The 26,952-nt window shown below is 70.4% G+C and carries 22 protein-coding genes and 1 other RNA gene; 12 read left to right on the plus strand and 11 right to left on the minus strand.

Annotated elements, in window-relative coordinates; all coding sequences use genetic code 11:
• Positions 1–12 precede the first annotated feature (12 nt).
• Positions 13–1,326, minus strand: coding sequence for an APC family permease (locus GC092_RS10010; protein ID WP_324011713.1), 1,314 nt, complete (start codon positions 1,324–1,326; stop codon positions 13–15).
• A 143-nt stretch (positions 1,327–1,469) separates the two neighbouring features.
• Positions 1,470–1,839: a transfer-messenger RNA gene (gene ssrA, locus GC092_RS10015) on the minus strand.
• 153 nt (positions 1,840–1,992) lie between these two features.
• Between ssrA and GC092_RS10020 the strand changes: the two genes are divergently transcribed.
• The 6 genes from GC092_RS10020 (at position 1,993) to GC092_RS10045 (ending at position 10,628) form a co-directional block, all read left to right on the plus strand.
• Positions 1,993–3,141: a hypothetical protein gene (locus tag GC092_RS10020; RefSeq protein WP_324011715.1), complete on the plus strand. Its 1,149-nt coding sequence runs from the start codon at positions 1,993–1,995 to the stop codon at positions 3,139–3,141.
• Positions 3,142–3,271: 130 nt separating this feature from the next.
• Positions 3,272–4,063, plus strand: a complete 792-nt coding sequence (locus tag GC092_RS10025) for a DnaE2-dependent mutagenesis accessory factor ImuA' (protein ID WP_324011716.1) — start codon at positions 3,272–3,274, stop codon at positions 4,061–4,063.
• On the plus strand, positions 4,060–5,676 hold the full coding sequence (locus GC092_RS10030) for a DNA polymerase Y family protein (protein WP_324011718.1): 1,617 nt from the start codon (positions 4,060–4,062) through the stop codon (positions 5,674–5,676). The genes GC092_RS10025 and GC092_RS10030 overlap by 4 nt, the downstream gene beginning before the upstream one ends.
• Complete coding sequence (locus GC092_RS10035; RefSeq protein ID WP_324011720.1) at positions 5,676–9,185, plus strand: error-prone DNA polymerase; 3,510 nt, start codon at positions 5,676–5,678, stop codon at positions 9,183–9,185. The genes GC092_RS10030 and GC092_RS10035 overlap by 1 nt, the downstream gene beginning before the upstream one ends.
• Before the next feature lie 61 nt (positions 9,186–9,246).
• Positions 9,247–9,774, plus strand: a complete 528-nt coding sequence (locus GC092_RS10040) for a hypothetical protein (protein WP_324011722.1) — start codon at positions 9,247–9,249, stop codon at positions 9,772–9,774.
• Positions 9,768–10,628, plus strand: a complete 861-nt coding sequence (locus tag GC092_RS10045; RefSeq protein WP_324011724.1) for a hypothetical protein — start codon at positions 9,768–9,770, stop codon at positions 10,626–10,628. Before GC092_RS10040 ends, GC092_RS10045 begins: the two co-directional genes overlap by 7 nt.
• Here GC092_RS10045 and GC092_RS10050 read toward each other — a convergent pair.
• Positions 10,593–11,870 carry a DUF6716 putative glycosyltransferase gene (locus GC092_RS10050; protein WP_324011726.1) on the minus strand — a complete coding sequence of 426 codons (1,278 nt, stop codon included), beginning with the start codon at positions 11,868–11,870 and terminating at the stop codon, positions 10,593–10,595. The two genes, GC092_RS10045 and GC092_RS10050, sit on opposite strands and share 36 nt — an antisense overlap.
• On the minus strand, positions 11,867–13,630 hold the full coding sequence (locus tag GC092_RS10055; RefSeq protein ID WP_324011728.1) for an acylneuraminate cytidylyltransferase family protein: 1,764 nt from the start codon (positions 13,628–13,630) through the stop codon (positions 11,867–11,869). The genes GC092_RS10050 and GC092_RS10055 overlap by 4 nt, the downstream gene beginning before the upstream one ends.
• Before the next feature lie 176 nt (positions 13,631–13,806).
• Between GC092_RS10055 and GC092_RS10060 the strand changes: the two genes are divergently transcribed.
• The gene (locus tag GC092_RS10060; RefSeq protein ID WP_324014889.1) at positions 13,807–14,712 is read left to right on the plus strand and encodes a 5'-3' exonuclease; all 906 of its coding nucleotides are present in this window, start codon (positions 13,807–13,809) and stop codon (positions 14,710–14,712) included.
• A 3-nt stretch (positions 14,713–14,715) separates the two neighbouring features.
• Here GC092_RS10060 and trpD read toward each other — a convergent pair whose 3' ends face one another.
• Positions 14,716–15,780, minus strand: a complete 1,065-nt coding sequence (gene trpD / locus GC092_RS10065) for an anthranilate phosphoribosyltransferase (RefSeq protein ID WP_271173238.1) — start codon at positions 15,778–15,780, stop codon at positions 14,716–14,718.
• A gap of 127 nt (positions 15,781–15,907) precedes the next feature.
• On the opposite strand from trpD, the gene GC092_RS10070 reads away from it, so the two are divergent.
• From GC092_RS10070 to GC092_RS10085, 4 genes are read left to right on the plus strand one after another with little or no spacing between them, the layout of a single operon-like run.
• A complete protein-coding gene (locus GC092_RS10070; protein WP_271173239.1) occupies positions 15,908–16,537 on the plus strand; it encodes an aa3-type cytochrome oxidase subunit III in 630 nt (209 codons plus the stop codon).
• Between the two features lie 21 nt (positions 16,538–16,558).
• Positions 16,559–17,362, plus strand: a complete 804-nt coding sequence (locus GC092_RS10075; RefSeq protein WP_324011731.1) for a cytochrome bc1 complex diheme cytochrome c subunit — start codon at positions 16,559–16,561, stop codon at positions 17,360–17,362.
• Between the two features lie 29 nt (positions 17,363–17,391).
• Entirely contained in the window at positions 17,392–18,456 is a 1,065-nt protein-coding gene (locus GC092_RS10080; RefSeq protein ID WP_271173241.1) for a cytochrome bc1 complex Rieske iron-sulfur subunit, read from the plus strand.
• Positions 18,453–20,138: a cytochrome bc1 complex cytochrome b subunit gene (locus GC092_RS10085; protein WP_271173242.1), complete on the plus strand. Its 1,686-nt coding sequence runs from the start codon at positions 18,453–18,455 to the stop codon at positions 20,136–20,138. The genes GC092_RS10080 and GC092_RS10085 overlap by 4 nt, the downstream gene beginning before the upstream one ends.
• Positions 20,139–20,205: 67 nt before the next feature.
• Here GC092_RS10085 and GC092_RS10090 read toward each other — a convergent pair whose 3' ends face one another.
• The gene (locus tag GC092_RS10090) at positions 20,206–21,165 is read right to left on the minus strand and encodes a D-2-hydroxyacid dehydrogenase family protein (RefSeq protein ID WP_324011735.1); all 960 of its coding nucleotides are present in this window, start codon (positions 21,163–21,165) and stop codon (positions 20,206–20,208) included.
• An 84-nt stretch (positions 21,166–21,249) separates the two neighbouring features.
• Here GC092_RS10090 and GC092_RS10095 point away from each other — a divergent pair, with 84 nt between their 5' ends.
• Positions 21,250–21,819: a dihydrofolate reductase family protein gene (locus tag GC092_RS10095; RefSeq protein ID WP_324011737.1), complete on the plus strand. Its 570-nt coding sequence runs from the start codon at positions 21,250–21,252 to the stop codon at positions 21,817–21,819.
• A gap of 58 nt (positions 21,820–21,877) precedes the next feature.
• Here GC092_RS10095 and GC092_RS10100 read toward each other — a convergent pair whose 3' ends face one another.
• The 5 genes from GC092_RS10100 to GC092_RS10120 all read right to left on the minus strand — a co-directional run bounded on the left by GC092_RS10100 (position 21,878) and on the right by GC092_RS10120 (position 26,948).
• Entirely contained in the window at positions 21,878–22,300 is a 423-nt protein-coding gene (locus GC092_RS10100; RefSeq protein WP_271173245.1) for an aa3-type cytochrome oxidase subunit IV, read from the minus strand.
• Positions 22,300–24,042, minus strand: a complete 1,743-nt coding sequence (ctaD, locus tag GC092_RS10105) for an aa3-type cytochrome oxidase subunit I (RefSeq protein WP_271173246.1) — start codon at positions 24,040–24,042, stop codon at positions 22,300–22,302. Before ctaD ends, GC092_RS10100 begins: the two co-directional genes overlap by 1 nt.
• Positions 24,043–24,044: 2 nt before the next feature.
• Positions 24,045–24,944 carry an aa3-type cytochrome oxidase subunit II gene (gene coxB / locus GC092_RS10110; RefSeq protein ID WP_324011740.1) on the minus strand — a complete coding sequence of 300 codons (900 nt, stop codon included), beginning with the start codon at positions 24,942–24,944 and terminating at the stop codon, positions 24,045–24,047.
• Positions 24,945–25,102: 158 nt separating this feature from the next.
• On the minus strand, positions 25,103–25,468 hold the full coding sequence (gene erpA, locus GC092_RS10115; protein ID WP_271173248.1) for an iron-sulfur cluster insertion protein ErpA: 366 nt from the start codon (positions 25,466–25,468) through the stop codon (positions 25,103–25,105).
• Between the two features lie 85 nt (positions 25,469–25,553).
• Entirely contained in the window at positions 25,554–26,948 is a 1,395-nt protein-coding gene (locus GC092_RS10120) for a dipeptidase (RefSeq protein WP_324011743.1), read from the minus strand.
• Positions 26,949–26,952: the final 4 nt, after the last annotated feature.

Raw genomic sequence — 26,952 nt, forward strand, 5'->3', positions numbered from 1 at the left:
GAATCCGCGGACTCAGCGCGCGCGCACGCGGCTCGTCCAGCGGGCGACCGCGTACAGCACGCCGCCGAGGGCGAGAAGAGCGGCGCCGAAGGCCCACACGATCGGGCGCTGCTGGGTGAGCAGCACGATGCACGACGCGATGCCGAGGACGGGGACGAACGTCCACACGCGGTAGTGCGGATGGCCGACGCGGTCGCGACGCAGGACGAGCACGGAGATGTTCGCGCTGAGGAACACGAAGAGGAGGAGCAGGACGACGGTCTCCGCGAGCGTCGCGAGGTCGCCGATCAGGGTGAGCGCCATCGCGACGACCGTCGTCGCGACGATCGCGACCCACGGCGTCTTCCGGTTCGGGAGAACCCGCGCGAACGCGCCCGGCAGCATCCCCTGCTCCGCCATGCCGTAGGTGAGTCGGCTGGCCATGATCATCGTGAGGAGCGCTCCGTTCGCGACCGCGACCAGGGCGATCGCGCTGAACAGCCACGAGGGGACGGCCACACCGGTCGACTCGACCACCGCGAGGAGGGGCCCGGTGGAGGAGGACAGCTCCTCCGGCGGAAGCGCGATCGCGCTCGCGAGCCCCACGAGCACGTAGACGGCGCCTGCCGCGGCGAGCGCGCCGAAGAGCGCGCGCGGGTACGAGCGGGTCGGGTCCTTCACCTCCTCGATGACGTTCGCCGATGTCTCGAACCCCACGAAGGAGTAGTAGGCGATGATCGCTCCCGCGAGGATCGCGCCCGCCCCGCCCGCGCCATCCGGCAGCTGGGTGACGCGCCCGAGGTCTCCGCCGCCTCCTCCGAGGAGCACGCCCACGACGACCACGACGATGACGAGGCCGCTCGCCTCGATCACGGTCATCACGACGTTCGCGCCCATGGACTCGCGGATGCCGCGCGCGTTGATCGCCGCGACGAGGGCGAGGAACGCGATCGCGACGGGAACCGCGGGCAGCTCGACGAAGGTGGCGAGGTACTCCCCGGCGAACGCCAGGGCCAGTCCGGCCGCGCTCACGACACCGGCCGCCAGCATGCTGAACCCGACGAGGAACGACACGAGCCGGTTGCGGAACGCCCGCTCGGCGAACACCGCGGCGCCGCCGGCGCGCGGGTACTTCGTCACGAGCTCGGCGTACGAGCCTGCCGTCAGCAGCGCCATGAGCAGGGCGAGCAGAAGCGGCGCCCAGAGCATGCCGCCGACCTCCTCGGCGAGCACGCCCATGAGCGCGTAGATGCCCGCGCCGAGGACGTCGCCGAGGATGAAGGCGAACAGCAGCGGGGTGGTGATGCCCCTTCGCAGCCGCGTTCCGGTGTCAGAGTCGATCGCCATCCGACCATCCTGTCCGCGACGCGGCGCCCGCGCGCGGGGTTGACGAGGCGGGGCGCACCTGCGATGGGCCGAGCCCGAGCATGACGAAGGCCCCTCTCCTCGCGGACGCGAGGAAAGGGGCCTTCCCACTGTGCGACAGCGATCGGTGGAGCTGGGGGGAATCGAACCCCCGTCCAGCGCTGAGTCTCTGGGGCTTCTCCGGGCGCAGTCTGTGAAAGCGTTCTGCTCGGCTCCGACCTTTGTCACAGACACCTAAGTCGACGAGCCCAGTCGAGAAAGAGTCCCGCACGGCGTCCCGACACCGCCGTGCAGCAAGATCCCTAGATGACGCCAGAGTCCGTGTCGGGATCAACCACGGTCTGACGGACTATCGGGCTCGCTTAGGCAGCGAGGGCGAAGTCAGTGCGCTTGGATTCGGCACTTATTGGTTCGCAGGGAGCGTTTACGAGATAACCCTGCATCCTCGGCCCGCTTCTCGCAGATTCGCAAGCACTGTCGAAACCGATCAGCCCCTGGAATCCTTCTCGCGAAGGGAACCGCTGTCGCTCTGTGGAGTTGTCACCTCGGGTTTCCCCGAGCACTACAGACTACAACACATCCCGAGCCCCCGCATTCCCGCGGGACCCCGGTCATCCACCCGTCGGCAGATGTCGATAGCGTGGAAGCGTGATCAGGCTCCTCATGTCCTTCGTCTTCGGAGCCGGGGTCGCCGCGCTCCTCTTCTCGATCTTCGTCGGCGACCGCTTCACGTGGATCTGGATCACCGCGATCATCGTCCTGTCGACCCTCTTCCCCCTCGTGCTCGTCGCGCGGTCGATGGGCTCCCTCGCGGGGCTCCATCCGAAGAAGATCGAAGCCGCCAGGGCCGCGGGGCGCTTCGCCCCCGCCCGCATCGACGCGCTCCGCCGCACCGGCACGACGATCAACGACCAGCCGGTGTGCGAGATCGACGTGTCGGTCGCGCCGGCCGACCGCCCCGCCTACCGCACGACCATCCGCCAACTCGTCGACATCGTGCGGATCCCGCAGTACCAGCCCGGGGCATCCGTGACCGTCGCGCGCCTCGAGGCGGATGCGCCCGAGGTCGCGATCATCGAGGACGAGGTGCCGGATGCCGCGCGACTGTCGCGCCTGCCCGCACGCGAGCACGTGGCCGAGTGGCAGGATGGCCCGGTCGTGCTGGGCGCGGAGCGCGCGCCGCGCAGGCGCAAGGGAGATCCGATCATCGGCACGGGCCCGAAGGGCCGCGGATGGCGGATCGCCGCCTACGTGGTGCTCGCCCTGGTCGGTGCGGCAGCCGTGCTCGTGCCGGTGGCCGACGACGTTCGGGCCGAGACGCTCACGATCATCACCGGCGAGGACCACGCGTCGATGTTCGCGGAGGGGCGCGTGCAGCGCGCCCTCGCCGCGATCGAGGAGGCCGCGGGAACGGATGAGACGGTGCAGGTGCTCGTGTACGAGGAGTACGTGTCCGCCGACATGGCGACCGCACCGGGCTCCGACCGGTTCGACACCTTCTTCTACCGGGGCGGCACCGTCGAGAACCAGGGGCCGGCGTCGATCCAGCCGGAGAACCCCGATGCGGAGCGCTTCCGCTTCGACGACATCGCGTGGGCGGCGTTCCCCGAGCTGCTCGCGCAGGCGCTCGACGAGGCCGGCCTGACGCGCGACGAGCTCGTCGACGGGCCGTACATGTTCGTCGAGCGCGGCTACGAGGAGGGCGCCCCGGTCGGCATCTCGATCTCCTTCGGCGACGGCTACGCGGACTACGCGTTCATCGGGTCAGCGGACGGCGCGTTCCTCGGCGCCCGCTGAGGCGGATCTCCGAGGCGACCAGCACCCCTTCTCCCCTCTCACCGTCCTCTCGACCGCGATGTCGGAGGCTGGAAATAGTGTTCGAACAACTCCTCTGGCGGAGCTAGAACATACTTTCTAGAATGGTGGGATGGGGATGGCGCTTCCGGTCGAGGTGCTGCGGCTGCAGACCGAGATCAGCAGGATGCAGCGGGCGAGCGCCCGCGTCACGGCGCTGCCCGTGCACGACGCGCTCGCGCCCCTGTTCCCCGAGGGAGGCCTGCGCCCCGGCGCCGTCTACACGCTCGATCCCGCGGCGAGTCTGCTGCTGGCCCTGCTCGCCGAGCCCTCGCGAGCGGGCTCCTGGTGCGCGGTCGTGGGGATGCCCGAGCTCTCGGCGGAGGCGGCCGAGGCCGCGGGCGTCGACCTGTCGCGCTTCGCGCTCGTCCCCGAGCCCGGCGACCGCTGGCTCGCCGCGGTGTCCGCGATCGCCGAGGTCTTCCCCGTGGTCGCGGTGCGCCCCGCCGGGAGCCCGCGCGATGCCGAGGTCGCGCGCCTGACCGCGCGACTGCGCGACCGAGGCGGCGTGCTGCTCGTGACGGGGCCCTGGCCGCAGGCCGAGGCGACGCTGCACCTCGAAGATCCCGTGTGGTCCGGCCTCGGCGAGGGCCACGGTCTGCTCACGGCGCGCACCGTCACGGTGTCGTCGTCGGGGCGGCGCTCCCCCGTCCCGAAGCGCGTGCGCGTGCAGCTGCCCGGGCCGCAGGGCGCCCCTGTCGCGGTGTCCCGTCCGGCTCTCGTGCCCGCGGTGGTGCCCGTCCCGGCAGCGGAGGAGCGGATCGACGCGGCGGCGGCCGAACGCGCCGAGCGCGCTCGCGCGGTGCTCGCCCGCGCCGAGCAGAAGACGCGCGCGGCGCGACGCGGATTGGCGGCTGTCGGATGACCAGGGCCATCGTCGTGTGGCTGCCGGACTGGCCGGTCACCGCGCACCTGCGGACCGTGTCGCGCGACGCGGCACGCCGGGCCGCACGCGACCCGCGGGCACGCCAGGCGAGCACTCCCGCGACCGCCGCGCCGGCGACCGCCGCTGCGACGGTCGCCGCCGCTCCGCCGGTCGCGATCCTGCATGCCAACCGCGTGGTCGCCTGCTCGGCGGCGGCGCGCGCCGAGGGGGTGCGCCGCGGACAGCGCCGCCGCGACGCGCAGGCGGCCTGCCCCTCCCTGCAGCTCGCCCCGGCCGATCCAGGGCGCGACGAGCGCGCGTTCCTGCCCGTGCTCACGCGCCTCGACGAGCTCACCCCCGGTGTGCAGCCCTTGCGGCCGGGCCTCGCCGCAGTGCGGGCTCGGGGCCCCGCCCGCTTCTACGGCGGGGAGGAGCCCGCCGCCCTCGCCCTCATCGAGGCGCTCACGGCGATGGGGCTCCCAGGAGCCCGCGCCGGCGTCGCCGACGGCGTCTTCACCGCCGAGCGCGCCGCCCGCCTGACGCGCGCGGACGCCCCCGTCCGCTGCGTGCCGCCTGGAGCATCCGCCGACTTCCTCGCGCCCCTCTCCATCGCAGCCATCGAAGACGACGCTCTCGTGGGGCTGCTCGCGAAGCTCGGCGTGCAGACCCTCGGCGATTTCGCCGCGCTCGACGGCGAGCAGGTCCGCGCACGACTCGGCGAGCACGGCGTGCGGCTGCACGATCTCGCACGCGGCGCGGACTCCCGTCCCGTCGAGCCGCGCACGCCGCCGCCCGAGCTCGCGCGCGAGCTCGATCTCGAGCCGCCGCTCGAGCTCGCCGATCAGATCGCCTTCGCCGTGCGCCAGACGTGCGACGACGTCTGCACCGCCCTCGGCGAAGCCGGGCTCGTCTGCACCGAGGCCCGGATCATCCTCACCGACGACCGCGGCACGCGCAGCGAGCGCGTGTGGCTGCATCCCACGCGGTTCGACCCCGCGGCCCTCGTCGACCGCGTGCGCTGGCAGCTGCAGGCTGCCGCCGACGACGGCGGCGGCGACCTCGTCGGCGGCATCGCGCACGTCCGCATCGAGCCCGAGGCCGTCGACGACAGCGTGCATCACCAGCCGGCGCTCATCGGCCAGGGCCCCGACGAGCGACTCCATCACGCGATGTCGCGCGTGCAGGCGATGCTCGGGCACCGCGGCGTCGTCACCCCTGCCGTCGGCGGCGGGCGCTGGCTGCAGGAGCGCGAGGTGCGCGTGCCGTGGGGCGACGGCGAGCGGCCGGCTCAGCGACGCGACGCGCCGTGGCCGGGATCGCTGCCGCAGCCGCTGCCGAGCGAGGTGTTCCGCCATCCGAGGCGCACGCGCGTCTCCGGCCAGGGCGGCGCGGAGGTCTCCGTCGACGACCGCGGGCTGCTCACGGCGGCGCCCGCGGTCATCGACGGGCGCCCCATCACGGCATGGGCAGGGCCGTGGCCCGTGATCGAGCGCGGATGGGACGGCGAGCGGATGCGGCGAGCGCACCGCTTCCAGGTGGTCGACGCGGAGCAGACGGCCTGGCTCATCGTTCTGGAGGACGACTCCTGGTGGATCGAGGGGAGGTACGCCTGATGGGATGGCACAACCCGCCCGTGCGCTGGTCGGAGCTCGAGCGCGCGCTGAGCGGGCGCCGCCCCGATCCCGTCCCGGCCGGAGCGGACGGCGGCGACAGCCCCGCATGGAGCCGCAAGCGCGGCGCGTACACGCCGCCTCCCATCGAGCGCCCGGTCGACGCCATCCCCTATGCCGAGCTGCACGCGCACTCGTCGTACTCGTTCCTCGACGGAGCCTCGTCACCCGAGGCCCTCGTCGAGGAGGCGGAGCGCCTCGGCCTGCATGCCCTCGCCCTCACCGACCACGACGGCTTCTACGGTCTCGCCCGCTTCGCCGAGGCGGCCGAGACGACGAGCGTCAAGACCGTGTTCGGCGCCGAGCTCTCGCTCGGGCTCTCCGAGCCGCAGAAGGGTCATGCCGATCCCGAGGGCGATCATCTGCTCGTGCTCGCCCGCGGCGAGGAGGGATACCACCGGCTCTCGGCCGCGATCACGCACGCGCAGCTGCGCGGAGGAGAGAAGGGGCGCCCCCTCTACGACCTCGAGGAGCTCGGCGCGCAGGCCGGCGGCGAGTGGGTCGTCCTCACCGGGTGCCGCAAGGGCGCGGTGCGGAGGGCGCTCGATGCCTCGCTGCGCGGAGGAGGAGATCTCGAGCGCACGGGGCGCGAGCTCGAGCGCCTCGTCGCGCTCTTCGGCCGCGACAACGTGAACGTCGAGCTCACGGACCACGGCGATCCGCTCGACTCGCCCCGCAACGACGCGCTCGCGGCGCTCGCCGGCCGCCTGCACCTGCCGACCGTGGCGACCAACAACGTGCACTACGCCTCGCCGCGCGACGCCCAGCTCGCGACGGCGATCGCGGCCGTGCGCGCGAACCGCAGCATGGACGATCTGGACGGCTGGCTTCCCGCGCACACGGCGGCGCACCTGCGCTCGGGCGCCGAGATGACGCGGCTCTTCGCGCGCCATCCCGGGGCGGTCGAGCGCACCGTGCCGCTCGCCGACGAGCTCGCCTTCCCGCTGCGACTCGCGAAGCCCGCGCTGCCGAAGCTCGATCTCGACGACGGATGCACGCCGATGGAGCATCTGCGCCATCTCGTCTGGGAGGGCGTCGACCGCAAGTACCCCGGTCGCCGCGAGGAGGTGCGCACGCGCATCGAGATGGAGCTGCGCGTCATCGAGGAGAAGGACTTCCCCGGCTACTTCCTCATCGTCCACGGCATCGTGCAGGAGGCCCGCCGCCGCGGCATCCTCTGCCAGGGTCGGGGCTCCGCCGCCAACAGCGCCGTCTGCTACCTGCTCGACATCACCGCGGTCGACGCGATCTTCTACGACCTCCCCTTCGAGCGCTTCCTCTCCGCGCTGCGCGACGAGGAGCCCGACATCGACGTCGACTTCGACTCGGATCGGCGCGAGGAGATCATCCAGTGGGTCTACGACGAGTACGGCCGCGAGCGCGCGGCGCAGGTCGCGAACGTCATCCAGTACCGGCCGAAGAACGCCATCCGCGACATGGCCAAGGCCCTCGGCTTCTCCCCCGGCCAGCAGGACGCCTGGTCGAAGCAGGTCGAGCGCTGGGGCGCCTCGGTCGACACCGGTCCCGACCACGACATCCCCGAGCAGGTGCTCGCGTACGCGACCGAGCTGCTCAAGGCGCCTCGGCACCTCGGCATCCACTCGGGCGGGATGGTGCTCACCGAGCGCCCCGTGGGCGAGGTCGTGCCCATCGAGCACGCCCGCATGGAGAAGCGCACGGTCATCCAGTGGGACAAGGACGACGCGGCGTGGATGGGTCTGGTCAAGTTCGATCTGCTGGGTCTCGGGATGCTCGCGGCGCTGCAGCACTGCTTCGACATCATCCGCGAGGCCACAGGCGAGGAGTGGCGACTCGAGACGCTCCCGCGCGAGGAGGCCGCGGTCTACGACATGCTGTGCCGCGCCGACTCGATCGGCGTCTTCCAGGTGGAGTCGCGTGCGCAGATGGGCCTCCTCCCCCGGCTGCAGCCGCGCTCGTTCTACGACCTCGTCGTGCAGATCGCCCTCATCCGCCCCGGTCCGATCCAGGGCGGGGCCGTCCATCCGTTCGTGAAGCGGAAGGCGGCCCTCGAGGCCTACCGCCGCGAGCACCCGGATCTGTCGTACGACGCGTGCGTCGCGGCGGTCGTCGAGTATCCCCACGCCAAGCTCGAGCCGGTGCTCAAGCGCACGCTGGGCGTGCCGATCTTCCAGGAGCAGCTCATGCAGATGGCGGTCGCCGTCGGCAACTGCGACGCGGGCGAGGCCGACCTGCTCCGTCGGGCGATGGGCTCCAAGCGCGGGCAGGAGAAGATCGAGACGCTCAAGAAGAAGCTCTACGCGGGGATGGCCGAGAACGGCATCACGGGAGAGCTCGCCGACGACCTGTACGGGCGCATCCAGGCGTTCGCGAACTTCGGCTTCGCCGAGTCGCACTCGCTGTCGTTCGCGCTGCTCGTCTACGCCTCGTCGTGGATCAAGCTCCACTACCCCGCCGCGTTCCTCGCAGGGCTCCTCCGCTCGCAGCCCATGGGCTTCTACTCGCCCGCGTCGCTCACGGCAGATGCGCGTCGACACGGGGTGCGCGTGCGCCGACCTGACATCAATCTGTCGGGTGCGACCGAGGAGCTCGAGCCCCTCGAGCGCGCCGACGAGCCTGCGCACCGTGTGCACAGCCGCGAGACCATCGGCGCGTCGCGCAGGGCGCCGACCGGACGGGAAGCGTGCCGTGAGCACGACCAGCCTCCCGTCGGCGACTTCGAGCGGAGCGCACCAGACGAGTCGGAGGCGCACCGACGCGATGGCGCGCACGCCGTCCGCCTCGGCCTGGCCGGGGTCACCGGCATCGGCCTCGCCACCGCGAAGCGGATCGTCGCCGAACGCGCCGCGAACGGCCCGTTCACCGACCTCAACGGGCTCGTGCGGCGCACGGGCGTGACCGAGGCGCAGGTCGAGGCGCTCGCCACGGCGGGGGCCTTCGAGGGCCTCGGGATGACCCGTCGCGAGGCGATCTGGATGGCCGGCTCGGCGGCGCTCGATCGCGCGGAGTTCCTGCCGGGCACGGTCGCGTCGGTGCAGCCGCCGCTCTTCCCCGACCCCTCGAGCTTCGAGCGCCTGGCCGCGGACCTGTGGGCCACGGGCATCTCGGTCAACGACCATCCGCTCGCGCACTACCGGGTGCAGCTCAACGGCCGGGGCGTGCTGCCGTCGACGGCGCTGCGCACGCACGAGTCCGGTCGCCGCGTCGAGATCGCGGGCCTCGTGACCCACCGGCAGCGCCCGGCGACCGCATCGGGGGTGACGTTCCTCAACCTCGAGGACGAGCACGGGCTCATGAACGTCATCTGCTCGACGGGCGTCTGGAACCGCTACCGACGCGTGCTGCGCGACAGCCCCGCGCTCATCGCACGCGGCATCCTCGAGCGCTCACCCGAGGGCGTCGTCAACCTCCTCGCCGACGCGTTCGAAGACCTCCGCGTCGGGGTCAAGCACAACTCGCGCGACTTCCAGTGACCGCATCATGGCCTGTGGATAACTGCCGCGTCCGCGCCGCGAGCGCACTACCGTGACAAGCATGATGCCCCGCAGGCCCCTCGCCCTCGTCGCCGCGATCGCCGGCGCGATCTCGCTCGCGGGCTGCGTTCCCGAGCCCGCACCGACGCCGACACCGACCGGCTTCGCGTCCGAGGAGGAGGCATTCGCCGCGGCGGAGGAGACGTATCGGGCGTATATCGCGGCAACGAACGCAGTGATACTCAGCGATCCCAAGACTTTTGAGAACGTCTATGAGTGGGCCGTGGAGAAGGAGAACGCCGAGCTCAGAGAACTTTTCTCCCAAATGCACGCCGATGGATGGACCGTAACCGGCGAAACAAAATATGACACATTTTCCGGAGTGAGCTTTAGCACCGATGGCGGGCGAACAGTTGCCATGCTCTGTCTCGATGTGACTGACGTTGATGTTGTTGACGCAGAAGGTAGATCCCTCGTCACTGAAGAGCGGCTAGACCGTCAACCGCTTGAAGTCGCATTCGAACATGCGTCGACCCGGACCGGCTATGCAATCGCCGAGAGCGATGTGGCAGGTGATTACGAATGCTAACTCGCCCGTGGACGATCGCTCTCGCGATGCTCGCAGCGGGCCAGGCACTCGCTATTGCTCCCGGTGATGTTGAGGCCGTCCCGGTCTGCGCCGCGCCCAACGCCTGGATTTCGTGCCCGGACAATGAGGAAGACCACGTCGAGCTCGAGGGAGAGCGGCACATTCCGCAGGCTCCTCCGCCGCAGCAGCAGAACCCGCAGCAGGAGTACGAGTACATCGACTACGGCGACAACGGCCTGCCGCAGGTGCCGGGGCAGCAGGAGGAGCGAGTGCCGTGCCGGCTCGAGAACTGGCCGGCGGCACGGGATCAGTGCCGTGTCGAGAAGCCGCCGGCGGAGGAGGATCCCGAGCCGGAGGCGCCGGTCATCCCGCCGCTGACCGAGCGCGACGTGCTGACGTTCGCGCCGGCTCCACCGAGCGTGACCACCGAGCCCGCCGGCATCGCGATCGTGGGCATGCCGATGAACGTCGTCGCGCCCGCTCACGAGCACGTCGTTGGCGGTTCGCTGTTCGGACTGCCGGTCACCGTGACCTTCACGCCCACGTCGTTCGCCTTCGACTTCGGCGACGGCACGGTGCAGACGGTCGGCTCGGGCGGATCGACATGGAACGACCTCGGGCTCCCGGAGTTCTCGGCGACCGAGACGAGTCACGCTTATGCGGCCCGCGGCTCGTACGACGTCGTCGTCTCCGTGTCGTACAGCGCCGTAGTCGACTTCGGCGTGTGGGGCGTCTATCCCGTCGACGGGCTCGTCACCGCGACGTCAGCAGGATCATCCGTGCGGGTGGTCGAGGCGCACACCGCCCTCGTCGAGGGCTCATGCGTCGAGAACCCCGCGGGCCCCGGCTGCTGAGACGGCAGCGCCGAGGCGTCGTCTCATGCGCCTCGTGAAGCGCAGCACCGAGCGGATGGGCACGCCGATCGCGTACGCGACGGCTCCCGAGACCGTGCGGTCGGCGTCGCCCAGTGCGAGCCGCCGCTCCCACGCGTCGCGAGCGCGGCCTCCCCAGCGCCGGTACGGCGGGCGCGGCGCGAGCGCTCCCGCCCGCCGCTGCGCCACGAGCCCGGCGAGCTGCTGGCTCCAGTCGTCGTCCGCCGTGTCGTGGAAGTAGCTGTCGCGCAGCCATTCCGCGCGGGGCATGCGGAAGCTCCGCGCGATCACGTCGTCCTCACCGCCGAACAGGCCGCTCTCCTCGAACACGACGTTGATGAGGCGGCGTGAGACGCCGAACGTGTCGAGCACGATCACGGGCACGCCGCGCGCGATGGCCTCGATCGCGGCGGTCGAGCTGACGGTCACGAGCCCTTCGGCCCTGTCGAGCGCCTCGCCCATCGGCTCCGTCGAGAAGACGAGATTCGGCGGCACGTCGCCGAGCTCGGCGATGAGATCCGGATAGGCGTCCCGCTCGGCGTGCGTCTGCTGCTCCCCCGCGCGCCCGCGCAGCTTCACGACGACACGGCGACTCGGATCGAGCTTCGCCGCGTCGACGAGGATGCGCGCGACGAGCTCACGATCCTCACGCGCGCGCGGCACGATCGCCTGCGCCGCGAACACGAGGTCCGTGCCGCCGCGCGCAGGCTGCCCGCTCGGCGTGCCTCCTGCCGCGAACGGCAGGCGAGCCAGGCCGAACCGCTGCGCGATCCCCCGTTCCTCCGCGAGCCGGGCGAACTCACGCACCTCGCGATGCGCATGCAGCACGAAGAGATCGCATTGACGCCGGAAGTGCAGGGCAAGCCACGTCGCGGGGACGGAGATGCCCGGGAGCCCCGTCACGATGACGGGCCGCGGCTCCAGCTGTGCGACCTCCCTCGCGACGACGCGCACGAGCGGACCGCGCGCGGCGACGAGCACCGCGTCGGCATCCGCCACGAGCTCCGCGAGCTCGTCGAAGGCGGCGCGCCGCACACGGCTGCGGTCGAGCCCGCTTCCCGCGAGCGCCGTCTCGAGCTGGGCGTCGCTCACGACGAGCGGCGTGTCCAGCACGATGAGCTCGCCAGCCTTATCCGGGAGGGTCCCCAGCAGGGCGGCCGCCCACTTGACGTACGAGTCCGTGTCGGCGATCCCCACGACCCGCCGCAGTGCGGCGGTGGTCATGCGTCGATCGCGTGCGCGGACCGACGCCGCGCGCCCGCGCGAACGCGCATCCGGTCGATGAGAGGCGCCATCGCCCGGGCGATCTCGAGCTGCTCCTCGGAGTCGATCTCGATGGCCGTGCGCTCGGGAACCTCGACGATCTCGATACGGCCGAAGAACCGATGGCGGGCGCGGAGGAAGCCCTCGACATCCAGCACGTAGAACGCGCCTGTCTCGAGGAAGTGCGGCTCGCGGTCCTGCCGCCGCGGTCGGTACCCGACCTCGTGGTTGACCGCCTCGGCCCCCTGCTCGCCCCGCCGCCACAGGAAGCCGTAGGACTCGACCGCCGAGAACGCGCAGTCGGCATTCCCCTCTCGGACCCCGGCCACCGCCATCCGGAGCGCCTCGGCGTCGATGAACGGCGACGTCGCCTGCAGGAAGACGAGCACGCGCGGGCGCACGCCCTGGGCCGCGAGGGCGTCGAGCGCGTGCAGGAGCGCCGACTCCGAGCTCGCGGTCGAACCGGCGATCTCCGCCGGACGCTCGATCACCGCCGCCCCGTAGGTCTTCGCGGTCGCCGCGATCTCCGCATCATCGGTCGACACGAACACCTGGTCGATGCCCGCGTCGAGCGCCGAGCGCACCGCGCGGCCCACAAGCGGGGCCCCCGAGATGCGGCGGAGGTTCTTGCCCGGCACCCCCACCGATCCGCCGCGAGCGGGGATCACCGCGACGACGTCGGCCGGCGCCGTCGCCGCGTCGTCGATCGCAGCGGTCGGCGCGCCCCCGGAGCCCCCCAGCTCCCTCGCGCCGACCGCCGCAGTCTCATCCGGGGCTGTCCGCCCCGGCAGCTCGTCCGCGAACGGCTCTCCCGTGCGTCGCACGATGCCGTCCTTCTCGCGCAGCACGCTTCCCGTGCCCTCGAGCAGCAGCGACAGCGTCGTCGTCGCGCTCGTCGTGAGCGACAGGACCTCGAGCGGCCGCCCGGCCCCCGCCAGCACCAGCTCGACCGGAAGCCCGAGGCGCGCGACCGTCACACCCGGCAGCGCCGAGACAAGGTCGAGCTGCTCGTCGGTCTCACGGCGGTGCGGCAGGTACGTCACCGGCTCAGCGGCCGCCTCGTCGGCGACCCACGCGATGTAGTCGGGAAGCGGCATATGCCCGTCCACCGGGCGCGCGCTGCCGAGCAGAAGGCGATCTCCACCCACGGCCCGCCTCATCCGGTCGCTGTGCGCGCTGTCGCGCAGCCATCCGAATCCGTGGGCGCCGACGCCGACCCCCAGCGTGCCCAGCGCCGCGGTGCGCTCGTCGCCCAGTGCGAACGCCGTGAAGAGGTCGACGCTGCCGGCGTGTGCGCGTCGCCGCAGGTGCTCGAGGGCCGAGGGGCCGAATCGCGCCGTGAGCCCGCGCTCGGTCTGCCCCGGTCGCGCGTAGGGGCGCCGCCCCGTGAGCGCTTCGGCGAGGGCGAGCGTGTTCGCGCCGTCGTCGAGGAACGTCACGCGGTCGGGGCGCAGCACGCTCGCGGCGAGACGGAACTGCCCCGAGAAGCCGTCGCCGACGATCCAGTGCCGGTGGCGCGCAAGCAGCCGCCACGGGATGCCGAAGTACGGGAGCATGTCTCCGAGCGGCGCGCGCCGGGCCGAGAGCTCTGCCGCGGTCTCGGGAACCTGGGTCGTGAGGCGGCACGCGACATCGATCACGGTGCCGTGAGCGTGCGCCCACTCGGCCGCCCCGAGCAGCTGCAGGGGCGACTCGATCCATGCGACCGGCTCGCGCTCCACGTGACCTCCTGGCTCCGCGGGATGCCCCGCGCGGCGAGACGCGGGTGTCCCACCTTGACGACCAGGGTGAGTCGAGGGCGTGAACGGGCCCCGGTCCGCGGGTGAGCCGCGGACGACGCGCACATGAACGGATGGTGACGCGGCGGCACTGGCAGGATGGGCACGTGCCCCGCCTCATGCTGCTCGACACCGCCTCGCTCTACTTCCGCGCGTTCTACGGCGTCCCCGACACGGTGCGCGCCGCCGACGGCACGCCCGTCAACGCGGCGCGCGGCCTCCTCGACATGATCGCGAAGCTCGTCACGACCTACGAGCCGACGCACCTCGTCGCCTGCTGGGACGACGACTGGCGCCCGCAGTGGCGCGTCGACCTCATCCCGTCGTACAAGGCGCACCGCGTCGTCGAGGTCGTCGCCGCAGGCCCCGACGTGGAGGAGGTGCCCGATCCCCTCGAGGCGCAGGTGCCGGTCATCCGCGAGGAGCTCAGCGCGCTCGGCATCCCGATCGTGGGGGCGGCGGAGCACGAGGCCGACGACGTCATCGGGTCGCTCGCGACGCAGTCCGCCATGCCCGTCGACATCGTCACGGGCGATCGCGACCTCTTCCAGCTCGTCGACGACGCCCGCGAGGTGCGCGTCATCTCCACTGTGAAGGGCATGAGCAAGCTCGAGGTGATGACGGAGGGCGTCATCCTCGAGCGATACGGCATCCGCGCCGACCAGTACGCGGATTTCGCGACGCTCCGCGGCGACGCCTCCGACGGGCTGCCGGGCGTCGCGGGTGTCGGCGAGAAGACGGCGGCGACGCTCCTCGCCGCGCATGGCGATCTCGCGGCCATCCGCTCTGCCGCCGCCGAGGGCGTGGGCATGACGAAGGGTCAGGCCGCGAAGGTCCTCGCCGCCGCGCCGTACCTCGACGTGGCGCCTCGGGTCGTCGCGGTCGTCAGAGACCTCGCGCTCGGCGACGTCGACGGAGAGCTGCGCCCGCTCGACGAAGCGCGCCGCACCGCCGCCCTCGAGCTCGCCGAGCGATGGAACCTCGGGACGTCGATGGCCCGCGCGATCGACGCGCTCGACCGCTGACGATCAGGCGACGCTGAACCGCTGCGTCGCCGCGATCCACTCCTCGAGCTTCGCGGTCGCCCGCCCGTCGTCCACCGCGGCCGCCGCCTCGTCGCGCGCCTCGGTGAGCCGCTGGATCATGTTGCGCTGGGCCTGCGTCGGGTCCTGCGACAGCCGGTAGGCCACGATCCCCGCCGCGGCGTTGAGCAGGACGATGTCCCGGACAGCGCCCTCCTCGCCCGCGAGCGTGCGACGCAGCACATCGGCGTTGTGCTCGGGGGTGCCGCCGAGGAGGTCCTCCATCTGCGCCGTCGGGATGCCGATGTCGCGCGGATGGATGTCGAACTCGTGCATGTCGCCGTTCGAGATCTCCCAGATGCGGCTGTACCCCGTCGTCGTGAGCTCGTCGAGCCCGTCCTCGCCGCGGAACACGAGGGCCGTCGCGCCGCGCGTGCGGAACACGCCGGTGATGAGCGGAACGCTCTCGATCTGCGCGACGCCCACCGCGTTCGCCTCGGCGCGCGCCGGGTTCACGAGCGGCCCGAGGTAGTTGAAGACGGTCGGGACGCCCAGCTCGGCGCGCGTCGGGCCCGCGTGCTTGAAGCCCGGATGGAACGCGGCGGCCCAGGCGAACGTGATGCCGGCCGCGTCGAGCACCTGCGCGACGGCCTCGGCCGGGAGGCGCAGGTCGATGCCCAGCGCGCTCAGGACATCCGATGCACCCGACTTGGAGCTCGCGGCCTTGTTGCCGTGCTTCACGACGGGGATGCCCGTGGCCGCCACGATGATCGATGCCGTCGAGGAGATGTTGACGGTGCCGAAGCGATCGCCCCCGGTCCCGACGATGTCGAGCACACGCGGATCGACGGGCAGCGGCACGGCGGCCTCGAGGATCGCGTCGCGGAAGCCGATGATCTCCTCGACCGACTCCCCCTTGGCGCGCAGGGCGAGCAGGAATCCGCCGAGCTGAGCGGGCGTCGCCTGACCCTGCATGACCTGCCGCATGGCCCAGGTCGCCTCCGACACGCTGAGGTCCTGACGGGACAGCACCGTGGTCAGAACGGACGGCCAGCTGAGCTCATCGATCATGCCTCGATCTTAGGGCGCATGCGGGGCGGTCTCCCAGCAGGTTGTAAGGCGAACCTAAGTCGCCGGAGGGTGCGACGCACACCCTCCGGTGCCAAAATCACTCCCCGATATCGGCCATAATGGACGGGTGACGACCTCAGCTACGTATGCCCCTGCGCCGAGAACCGTGAAGCGCCCCGATCCCGTCGCCGTCGGCACGATCGTCTGGCTCGGCAGCGAGGTCATGTTCTTCGCGGGTCTGTTCGCGATCTACTTCACCCTCCGCAGCACCTCCCCTGAGCTCTGGGAGAGCCGCACCGAGCTCCTCAACGTGCCGTTCGCGCTCGTGAACACGATCATCCTCGTGCTCTCGAGTGTCACGTGCCAGATGGGCGTGTTCGCCGCGGAGCGCATGCAGCCCTACACCGTCAAGGGCAACGGCTGGAAGAGCTGGGGCATGGTCCCGTGGTTCTGGGTGACCTTCGCACTGGGCGCGATCTTCGTCTCCGGCCAGGTCTGGGAGTACGCGCAGCTCGTCAGCGAGGGCATGCCGTACGGCGCCGACTCGTACTCGTCGGCCTTCTACCTCACGACCGGCTTCCACGCCATGCACGTGACCGGCGGCCTCGTCGCGTTCCTGTTCACCATCGGCCGCGCGTACGCGGTCAAGAAGTTCACGCACAAGGAAGCCACCACGGCGATCGTCGTGTCGTACTACTGGCACTTCGTCGACGTCGTCTGGATCGCCCTGTTCGCGGTCATCTACTTCCTGAAGTAAGAGCGGAGCAACAACATCCCCATGGCACGAGAGAAGAAGCGCCGCTCCCACGGCCGTCGCAGCCCCCTCGCCGCAGCAGCCCTCATCGGCATCGGCCTCGTCCTGTCCGGCGGCATCTACGCCGGCGCGTCCGCGGCCGTCGCCGCGACGAGCCAGCCCACCGCGGCCGAGACGAGCCTGACCGCCGAGGACGGCGAGAAGCTGTTCCAGGCGAACTGCGCCACCTGCCACGGCCTCGACCTGCAGGGCACGGACGACGGCCCCTCGCTGTACGGCGTCGGCGCGCTTGCGGTCGAGTTCCAGGTCTCCACCGGCCGCATGCCGATGGCCGCCCAGGGCCCGCAGGCCGACCAGAAGCCGGTCCAGTTCACCGAGGAGCAGATCCTCGCGATGGCCGAGTACGTGCAGTCGGTCGCCCCCGGCCCCGACTTCCCGTCGGACCACGTGCTCGACGGGCAGGGCGACCTCGCGCGCGGCGCTGAGCTGTTCCGCATCAACTGCGCCATGTGCCACAACGTCGCCGCAGCCGGCGGCGCGCTCACCCAGGGCAAGTGGGCCCCGGACATCCAGGACACGAGCGCCCTGCACATCTACGCGGCCATGGTCACCGGCCCGCAGAACATGCCCGTCTTCAACAACATGAACCTCACGCCCGAGGACAAGCGCGACATCATCTCCGCTCTCCTCTACCAGCAGGAGCAGCAGGCGCCCGGCGGCTTCACGATCGGCTCGCTCGGCCCCGTCGCGGAGGGTCTCTTCGTGTGGATCTTCGGCATCGGCGGCCTCGTGGCCATCACGGTGTGGATCACGGCGAAGTCGAACTGAGCATGGCGAACGAAGAGGACAAGAGCGACATGGCACACGAGCACGACACGCAGGCGGTCGAGAAGGCCTACCGGCCTTCTCCCGGCCTCGCCGTCGCGGTCGACGACCCCGTGAAGAACCCGGGGCTCCCCCCGCACCGGGCGCGCATCACGGACAAGGACCCGCAGGCCAACCGCCGTGCGGTCCGCACGATCTACACGCTGTTCTACGTCTCGGTGGCGGCGAGCATCTGGGCGGTCGCCGCCTACATGCTGTTCCCCATCGAGGGCGACAACGCCACGATGTCGGCCATCCGGAACAACAACCTGTTCATCGGACTCGGCATCGCGTTCGCGCTGCTCGCGATCGGCATCGGGGCCATCCACTGGTCCAAGGCGATCATGAGCGACAAGGAGTTCGTCGAGGAGCGCCACACGACCCGCGGCTCCGAGCCGACGCGCGCGGCCGCCGTCAAGGCCTTCGCCGACGCGAACGAGGAGTCCGGCTTCGGACGCCGCAAGATGATCCGGAACTCGCTGTTCGCGGCTCTCGCGGCCAGCATCATCCCGGGCATCACGCTCTTCCGCAACCTCGCCCCGAACGACGGCAAGGACCCGGTCCAGCTGCTCAACGAGACGATGTGGGAGAAGGGCGAGCGCCTCGTGCTCGACCCCGAGGGCACGCCCGTCAAGGCGTCGGATGTCACGCTCGGGTCGGCGTTCCACATCATCCCCGAGTCGCTCGCGTCGCTGTCGCACTCCGACGGCTACCTCGAGGAGAAGGCGAAGGCCATCGTCCTCCTCGTCCGCCTGCTCCCCGAGCAGCTCACGGAGAGCGAGGAGCGCAAGGACTGGTCGTACGACGGCATCGTCGCGTACTCGAAGGTGTGCACGCACGTCGGCTGCCCCGTCGCCCTGTACGAGCAGCAGACGCACCACCTCCTGTGCCCCTGCCACCAGTCGCAGTTCGACGTGTCCGACCACGCGAAGGTCGTCTTCGGCCCCGCCGCGCGTCCGCTGCCGCAGCTGCCCATCACCGTCGACGACGAGGGCTACCTCGTCGCCAAGAGCGGCTTCACCGAACCCGTCGGCCCGAGCTTCTGGGAGCGTCATTGAGCACCGCAACCGTCACTGACAAGCCGCAGGAGAAGCCCCTCGGCGGACGCTTCGTCGGCGCGACGGCGAACTACATCGACGAGCGGACGAGCATGTCCGGCTTCGTCAAGGCCCTCGGACGCAAGGTCTTCCCCGACCACTGGTCGTTCATGCTCGGCGAGATCGCGCTGTGGTCGTTCGTCGTGGTCCTGCTCTCGGGCACGTACCTCACGTTCTTCTTCCAGGCGTCGATGGTCGAGACGCACTACGACGGCGCCTGGCTGCCGATGCGCGGCATCCCGATGTCCGCGGCCATGGAGTCGACGCTGCACATCAGCTTCGACATCCGCGGCGGCCTGCTCGTCCGCCAGATCCACCACTGGGCGGCGCTCGTCTTCGTGGCGGGCATCGGCATCCACATGCTCCGCGTGTTCTTCACGGGCGCGTTCCGCAAGCCGCGCGAGCTGAACTGGGTCATCGGCTTCGTCCTCTTCATCCTCGCGATGGCCGAGGGCTTCACGGGCTACTCGCTCCCCGACGACCTCCTCTCGGGCAACGGCCTCCGCATCATCGACGGCATGATCAAGGGCATCCCGCTCATCGGCACGTGGACCTCGTACCTCCTCTTCGGCGGCGAGTTCCCCGGCACCGACATCGTGGGCCGCCTGTACACGCTGCACATCCTGATCCTGCCGCTGCTCGTCATCGGCCTGATCGCCGTGCACCTGCTGCTCATGATCGTCAACAAGCACACGCAGTTCGCCGGCCCCGGCCGCACGAACGAGAACGTCGTGGGCTACCCGATGATGCCGGTCTACATGTCCAAGATGGGCGGCTTCTTCTTCATCGTGTTCGGCGCGATCGTGCTCATCGCATCGCTCGTGCAGATCAACCCGATCTGGAACTACGGTCCCTACGACCCGTCCCCCGTCTCGGCCGGAACCCAGCCCGACTGGTACATCGGCTTCGCGGACGGCGCGCTGCGTCTCGCCCCGTCGCACCTCGACGTCGTCATCGGCAACTACACGCTGTCGTTCGGCATCCTCATCCCGCTCGTCGTCCTCGGCCTCTTCATCGTGGTCGTCATGTTCTACCCCTTCATCGAGGCGTGGATCACGGGCGACAAGCGCGAGCACCACATCGCCCAGCGCCCGCGCAACGCCGCGACGCGCACCGCGATCGGCGCCGCCGGCGTGGTCTTCTACGCGACGCTGTGGGCCGCTGCCTCGTCGGACATCATCGCGACGCACTTCCGCCTGACGATGGAGGGAGTCATCCTCTTCCTCCAGATCTCGCTGATCCTCGCCCCGGTGGTCGTGTACTTCATCACGAAGCGCGTCTGCATCGCGCTGCAGAAGAAGGACCGCGAGATCGTCCTCCACGGCTACGAGTCGGGCCGCATCGTCCGCCTCCCCGGCGGCGAGTACCGCGAGGTGCACAAGCCCGTGAACGAGTACGAGCGCTGGAAGCTCGTCGCGGAGGAGACGTACGAGCCTCTCGTCGTCCGTCCTGACGACCGTGGCCGCATCACGGCCGGCCAGAAGCTCCGCGCGGGCCTCTCGCGCTGGTTCTTCGAGGACCGCCTCGCTCCGGTCACCGAGACGGAGTACCGCGCGGCGCTCGAGCACCAGCAGCACGTGCTTCACGAGTACGGCGACGGGCACGCCCACGGTGAGCTCGAGTCGGGCCACGACAAGCACTGAGCCAACGGGTTCAGCAGAAGGGCCCCGGATCCTCGGATCCGGGGCCCTTCTGCTGTCACCGGCTCTGTCAGCCGAGCACGCGGATGGGCGCGCCATCCAGGAACGCCTGCACGTTCTCCACGATCGCCGGATAGAACACCTCGTACGACGCGCTCGTCACGTAGCCGAGGTGAGGCGTGAGGACGGTCCGCGGCGCCGACGCGAGCGGATGGTCATGCGGAAGCGGCTCGGTGTCGAACACGTCGAGCGCGGCGCCGCCGAGCCATCCCTCCGTCAGCCCGCGGACGAGAGCGTCCGTGTCGACCAGGCCCGCGCGCGCCGTGTTCACGAGCAGTCCGTCCGGGCCGAGCGCGCGCAGCTCCCTCTCCCCCACGACGAGACGCGTGCTGTCGGACAGCCGCAGGTGGAGCGAGAGGATGTCCGCTCGTTCGGCGAGCTCGAGCAGCGTCGCCGCGCGCTCGGCGCCGGCGGCAGCGGAGCGCTCGTCCGTGAGATGCGGGCTCCACGCGGCCACCGACATCCCGAACGCATGCGCATAGCGGGCGATGCGCGAGCCGATGCGTCCGAGCCCGACGATGCCGAGCGTCATCCCCTCCGCCTCGCGCCCGACGGTCTGCTGCCAGGCCCCGCTGCGCGCGTTCCCGTCCTCGACGGGGAGGTTCCGGAGGGCGGCCAGCAGGAGCGCCCAGGTGAGCTCAGGAGCACCGGCCGCGGAGCCGGGCGTCCCGGCGACGACGATGCCTCGCTCGCGCGCCGCCGCGAGGTCGATGGACGCGTTGGCCATCCCTGTCGTGACGAGAAGGCGCAGAGCGGGCAGGCGCTCGAGAGCGGCCCGGTCGAAGGCCGTGCGCTCGCGCATCGCCGCGATCGCGTCGAAGCCCTGCAGAGCGCGAGCGGCATCATCCCCGAGGTGCTCGTGGAAGAAGACCACGTCGACGCCTCGCGCGCGGAGCGCATCCCAGTCGGCGTAGGACGCCGCCACGCGCTGGTAGTCGTCGAGCACGGCCAGTCGGCGAAGAGATCCCATGCTCCGAACCTAGCGGCGCGCGTAGAGTGAGCGGCGTCGGGCGCCCCGGCCCGGGGCGTGCCATGCAGCAGAGAGAGCGCCGGGATGAGAACGCTTCGCTACTCGATCAACGTCACCCTCGACGGGTGCTGCCACCACGACGCAGGACTCCCGCCCGACGACGAGTCCATGCGGTACTGGACGGAGGAGATGGAGCGGGCCGATGCCCTCGTCTTCGGCCGCGTGACGTACGAGATGATGGAGTCCGCCTGGCGACGACCGGCCTCCGGTGAATGGCCGGGATGGATGGGCGGCGCCGAGGTCGCGTTCGCCGAAGCCATCGACGGCGCTCGGAAGTACGTCGTGTCCGCCACACTCGACAAGGTGGATTGGAACGCCGAGCTCCTCGAAGGCGACGTCGGCACCGCGGTCCAGCGCCTGAAGGAGGAGCCGGGCGAGGACCTGTGGGTCGGCGGTGTGCGGCTTCCCCTCGCCCTTGCCGATCGGGGGCTCATCGACGAGTACGAGTTCGTCGTCCACCCCGTGCTCGCCGGGAGCGGACCGACCCTGCTCTCCGGTCTGCGCGCGCGCATCGAGCTCGAGCCCGTGGCTCGACGCGAGTTCGGTTCAGGAGCCGTCGCCGTCCGGTATCGGCCTCGGGTGACAAGAGCATGAACGGAAGAGGCCCCGACCCGGACGAACCGGATCGGGGCCTCTGCGGCGCGTGCGCTGCTCAGCGCGCGAAGTTGCCGCGGTAGTACTCGTAGACCCACCCGAAGAGGGCGACGATCAGCAGGCCGGCCGCGACGGGGATCAGGAAGTGCGCGGTCGCGAGCGAGACGGCGCCCACCGCCACGGCGCTGCCGAGCACGAGGGGCCACCACGACCACGGGCTGAACTCGCCCTGCTCGGTCTCGCCATCGTCGATGTCGGCGTCGAGACGATCCTCGGGGAGCTCCACACCGTGCTGGCCCTTGTGGACCAACTGGACGTAGAAGGCGATCAGAGCGGCCATGAAGGCCGTGAAGAGGAGCGCCACAGCGCCCACCCACTCGATGTGGCCGCCGTAGTAGGCGAGCCCCCACCCGACGTAGATGACCGCGCAGAGCAGGAAGAACCCGCTGAGCAGCCACCAGATGACGACGTTGGAGCGCATTACTTCACCTTCCCATCGGCGAGGTCCACCGCGGGCGCGTCAGGCGCGTCCTTGGCCGGTCCGACACCCACGGGCACGCCGGCCTCGGGGTGGTTGAGGTCGAACGCCGGGCGCTCGCTGCGGATCCGCGGGATCGACGTGAAGTTGTGGCGCGGCGGCGGGCACGAGGTGGCCCACTCGAGCGAGGCGCCGTAGCCCCACGGGTCGTTGACCGTGATGCGCGGCGCGGTGCGCGCCGTGATCCACACGTTGAGGAGGAACGGCAGCATCGAGGCGCCGAGGATGACCGCACCCACCGTGGAGAGCTGGTTGCCCCAGGTCCATCCGTCGGCCTCCGAGTAGTCCGCGTAGCGGCGGACCATGCCGTCGACGCCCAGCCAGTGCTGGATGAGGAACGTCATGTGGAAGCCGATGAACAGCATCCAGAAGTGCACGTAGCCGAGGCGCTCGTTGAGCATCCGGCCCGTCCACTTCGGCCACCAGAAGTAGAAGCCGGCGAACATCGCGAACACGACCGTGCCGAACACGACGTAGTGGAAGTGCGCCACGACGAAGTACGAGTCGCTCAGGTGGAAGTCGAGCGGCGGCGACGAGAGGATGACGCCAGTCAGGCCGCCGAAGACGAACGACACGAGGAAGCCGAGGGCGAAGACCATGGGCGTCTCGAACGTCACCGAGCCGCGCCAGAGCGTGCCGATCCAGTTGAAGATCTTCACGCCGGTCGGGACGGCGATGAGCATCGTCATGAGGGCGAAGAACGGCAGCAGGACGGCGCCCGTGACGTACATGTGGTGCGCCCACACCGAGACGGACAGCGCGGCGATCGCGATCGTCGCGTAGACGAGCGTCTTGTAGCCGAAGATCGGCTTGCGGCTGAAGACCGGGAAGATCTCCGACACGATGCCGAAGAACGGCAGCGCGATGATGTACACCTCGGGGTGGCCGAAGAACCAGAACAGGTGCTGCCAGAGGAGCACGCCGCCGTTCGCCGGGTCGTAGATGTGCGAGCCGAAGATGCGGTCGGAGGCGGCGGCGAACATGGCGGCCGCGAGCACGGGGAACGCGATCAGGATGAGCAGGCTCGTGATGAGCGTGTTCCACGTGAAGATCGGCATGCGCCACATCGTCATGCCCGGTGCGCGCATCGTGATGATCGTCGTGATGAAGTTCACACCGCCGAAGATCGTGCCGAAGCCCGAGATGCCGAGACCGAGCATCCAGAGGTTGCCGCCGATGCCGGGCGTGAACGACGCGTTGGCGAGCGGCTGGTAGGCGAACCATCCGAACGAGGCCGCACCCTGCGGCGTGAGGAAGCCCGCGACCGCGATGAGCGATCCGAACGTGAACAGCCAGAAGGCGAAGGCGTTCAGACGCGGGAACGCGACGTCAGGCGCACCGATCTGCAGGGGCAGGAGGGCGTTCGCGAAGCCCGCGAAGAGCGGCGTCGCGAACATGAGCAGCATCACGGTGCCGTGCATCGTGAAGAGCTGGTTGTACTGCTCCTTCGTCGGGATGATCTGCATGCCCGGCGCGAAGAGCTCCGCGCGGATGACGAGGGCCATGACGCCGCCGAGCGCGAAGAACAGCAGCGACACGATCAGGTACATGTACCCGATGGTCTTGTGGTCGGTGGAGGTGATCCACTTGACCACGATGTTGCCCTTCTGCTCCACGCGCGAGCCGCTCAGGAGAGCGGCCTGGCGGGGAGGCAGCGTGGTCGGGCGCTCCGTGACGGTCGCCATGATCAGTGCTCCTCTTCCGTGGTGCTGGCAGCCCCGGTGCCGGGGTTGTTGGCGAGACGGTCGTAGGCGTCGGTGATGTCGCCCGTCTGGCCCTTGGCCTCGAGCTCGTCGAGGTACGCCTCGTACTCGGCCTCGCTGACGACCTTCACGTTGAAGAGCATCATCGAGTGGTACTCGCCGCAGAGCTCGGCGCACTTGCCCTGGTACTCGCCCTCGCGGGTCGGGATGAACGACCACGAGTTCTCGTGTCCCTGGTACATGTCCTTCTTGTAGAGGAAGTCGATGATCCAGAACGAGTGGATGACGTCGCGCGACTGCAGGTCGATCGTGACGCGCTTGTCGACCGGGAGCACGAGGGTGGGCAGCTCGTCCTGGTCGATGTCGCCGTTGTCCTCGGGCTGCGCCTGGACGCCCATCGTCCAGACGGTGTCCGAGCCGTCCTCGGCCTCGCCGTTGTACTGGAAGTCCCAGGCCCACTGCTTGGCGATCGCCGTGATCGTCACGTCGGGGTCCTCGTGCGGCGTCTCGATGATCGCCTGGTCGCGCGCCGTGAAGGCGAAGAGGCCGAGCACGAGGATGAGCGGCACCGAGGTGAAGAAGATCTCGATGGGCATGTTGTAGCGGAGCTGCACGGGCAGCCCCGTCTGGCCCTTGCGGCGGCGGTACACGACCATCGCCCAGAGCATGAGGCCCCAGGTGATGATGCCGACGACGAGCGCCGCGACCCACGAGCCCACCCAGAGCGACGCGATGATGGGCGCCTGGTCGGTGGTGGGCGTCCCGGACTCATCGAACCCGGGGAGGTATCCGTGCAGTTCCGTGGGCGTGCACCCTGCGAGAGCGACGGCTGCCGCAGCGATCGCGGGGATCGCAGCCCAGCGGAGATGGCGTTTCGACGGCACGAATTCACCTTTCGAACGTGGATAGGGCGTCTTCAAGTCTAGGGCAACCGCACATGCGATTCTGGCCAACCTTCCAGCGCGTGCCCCGGTTCGCAGGGCCCGTCTGGGCACACGAAAGCCCCGCTCCGGCGTGGCGCGGGGCTTTTCGCGGGGCGGGGTCAGTGGAAGCTGTCGCCGCAGGCGCAGGAACCCGATGCGTTCGGGTTGTCGATCGTGAAGCCCTGCTCCGAGATCGTGTCCTTGAAGTCGATCTGAGCGCCGTCGAGGTACGGGATGCTCATGTTGTCGACGATGACCTCGACGCCGTCGAAGTCGACGGTCTCGTCGCCCTCGAGGTAGCGCTCGTCGAAGTACAGCTGGTAGATGAGGCCCGAGCAGCCGCCGGGCTGCACGGCGACGCGCAGGCGCAGGTCGTCGCGACCCTCCTGCTCGAGCAGGCTCTTGACCTTCGCGGCTGCGGCGTCGGTGAGGCTCACGCCGTGAGCGCGCGTCGCGGCATCGGCCGCAAGTGTCGTGTCTGTCATGACGCTCCTTCGGGGACGGCCGCGCAGGCGGCGGGGTCGATCCATCGTACCGCCGCCCGCCGGGTGCGGGCTCAGCGCGACGTGATCAGACGGTGCGCGCGTTCGCGCGTGCGAGGAGGAGGGTCTCGGCGAGCACGGCGTGGCGGAACGTGTCGAGATGGAGCGACTCGTTCGGGCTGTGCGCGCGCGAGTGAGGGTCTTCCACGCCGGTCACGAGGATCTGCGCGCCGGGGTACCGCTCGACGAGGTCGGCGATGAACGGGATGGACCCGCCCACCCCCAGGTCGACCGGATCCTTGCCGTAGCCGTCGCGCATCGCCCCGCGCGCGGTCTCCACGGCCCATCCGCTCGTGTCGACGAGGAAGCCGTTCCCGAGGTCGATCTCGCTGAAGGCCAGCTCGGCGCCGAAGGGCGCGTGGGCGCGAAGATGCCTCTCGATCGCGTCGTACGCGTCCTGCGCGCTCTGCCCCGGTGCCACACGGGCGCTCACGACGACCGTGACCTCGGGCGACAGGGTGTTCGATGCGGCCGCGACGCTCGTGAAGTCGATGCCGGTCACGGTGATCGACGGCTTGTTCCAGATCCGCGAGAGGATGCTGCTGTTCCCGATGGGCTGGACGCCCGGCAGGAGCCCGGTCTCGCTGCGCAGTGTGTCCTCGTCGTAGGCGGGCGTCTCCGCCTCGCGTGCGGCGAGCCCGTCGACGGCGACGGAGCCGTCGTCGTTCCACAGCGTGGAGAGGAGGCGGATGGTCGCCATCATCGCGTCGGGCACGGCCCCTCCGAACATCCCGGAGTGCGACGCGTGGTCGAGGGTGCGGACGGTGAGGTGGAACTTCGCATTCCCGCGGAGGGATACCGTCACGGCCGGGGTCTCCGCGTCCCAGTTGCCCGAGTCGGCGACGACGATGACGTCTGAGCGCATCTCCTCGGCGTGATCGGCGAGGAACGACGTGAACGACCGCGAGCCGTACTCCTCCTCGCCCTCGACGAAGAGGACGATGCCGAGGTCGAGATCATCGCCGTACGTCTCGCGCAGGGCGCGCAGGGCGGCGATATGCGCCATGACGCCGGCCTTGTCGTCCGCCGCACCGCGCCCGTAGAGGCGCCCGTCGCGCACCGTCGGCTCGAACGGCGGCGTCTCCCAGAGCGCCTCGTCGCCCGGGGGCTGCACGTCGTGGTGGGCGTAGAGCATGACCGTCGGGCGGCCGTTGCGCGCCGCGCGCGTCGCGAGCACGGCCGGCTGCCCCTGCTCCCCCGTCTCCGGGATCGCCGCGGTGCGGACGCGGACCTCGTCGAAGACGCCGGTGTCCTCCGCGAGCTGCGCGATCGCCTGCGCGCTGCGCTGCAGCTGCTCCTGGTCGAAAGCCGGCCATGCGATTCCGGGAATGCGCACGAGGCGCCCGAGATCGGCGAGCGCCGAGGGGATGCCGCCCTCCGCGGCGTCGATGAGCTGGGGTTCCGCAGGGAGCTGGGAGGTCATGCCG

Origin of the sequence: Microbacterium sp. JZ37 (assembly GCF_035188445.1) — a bacterium.
Classification (GTDB): Bacteria; Actinomycetota; Actinomycetes; order Actinomycetales; family Microbacteriaceae; genus Microbacterium; species Microbacterium barkeri.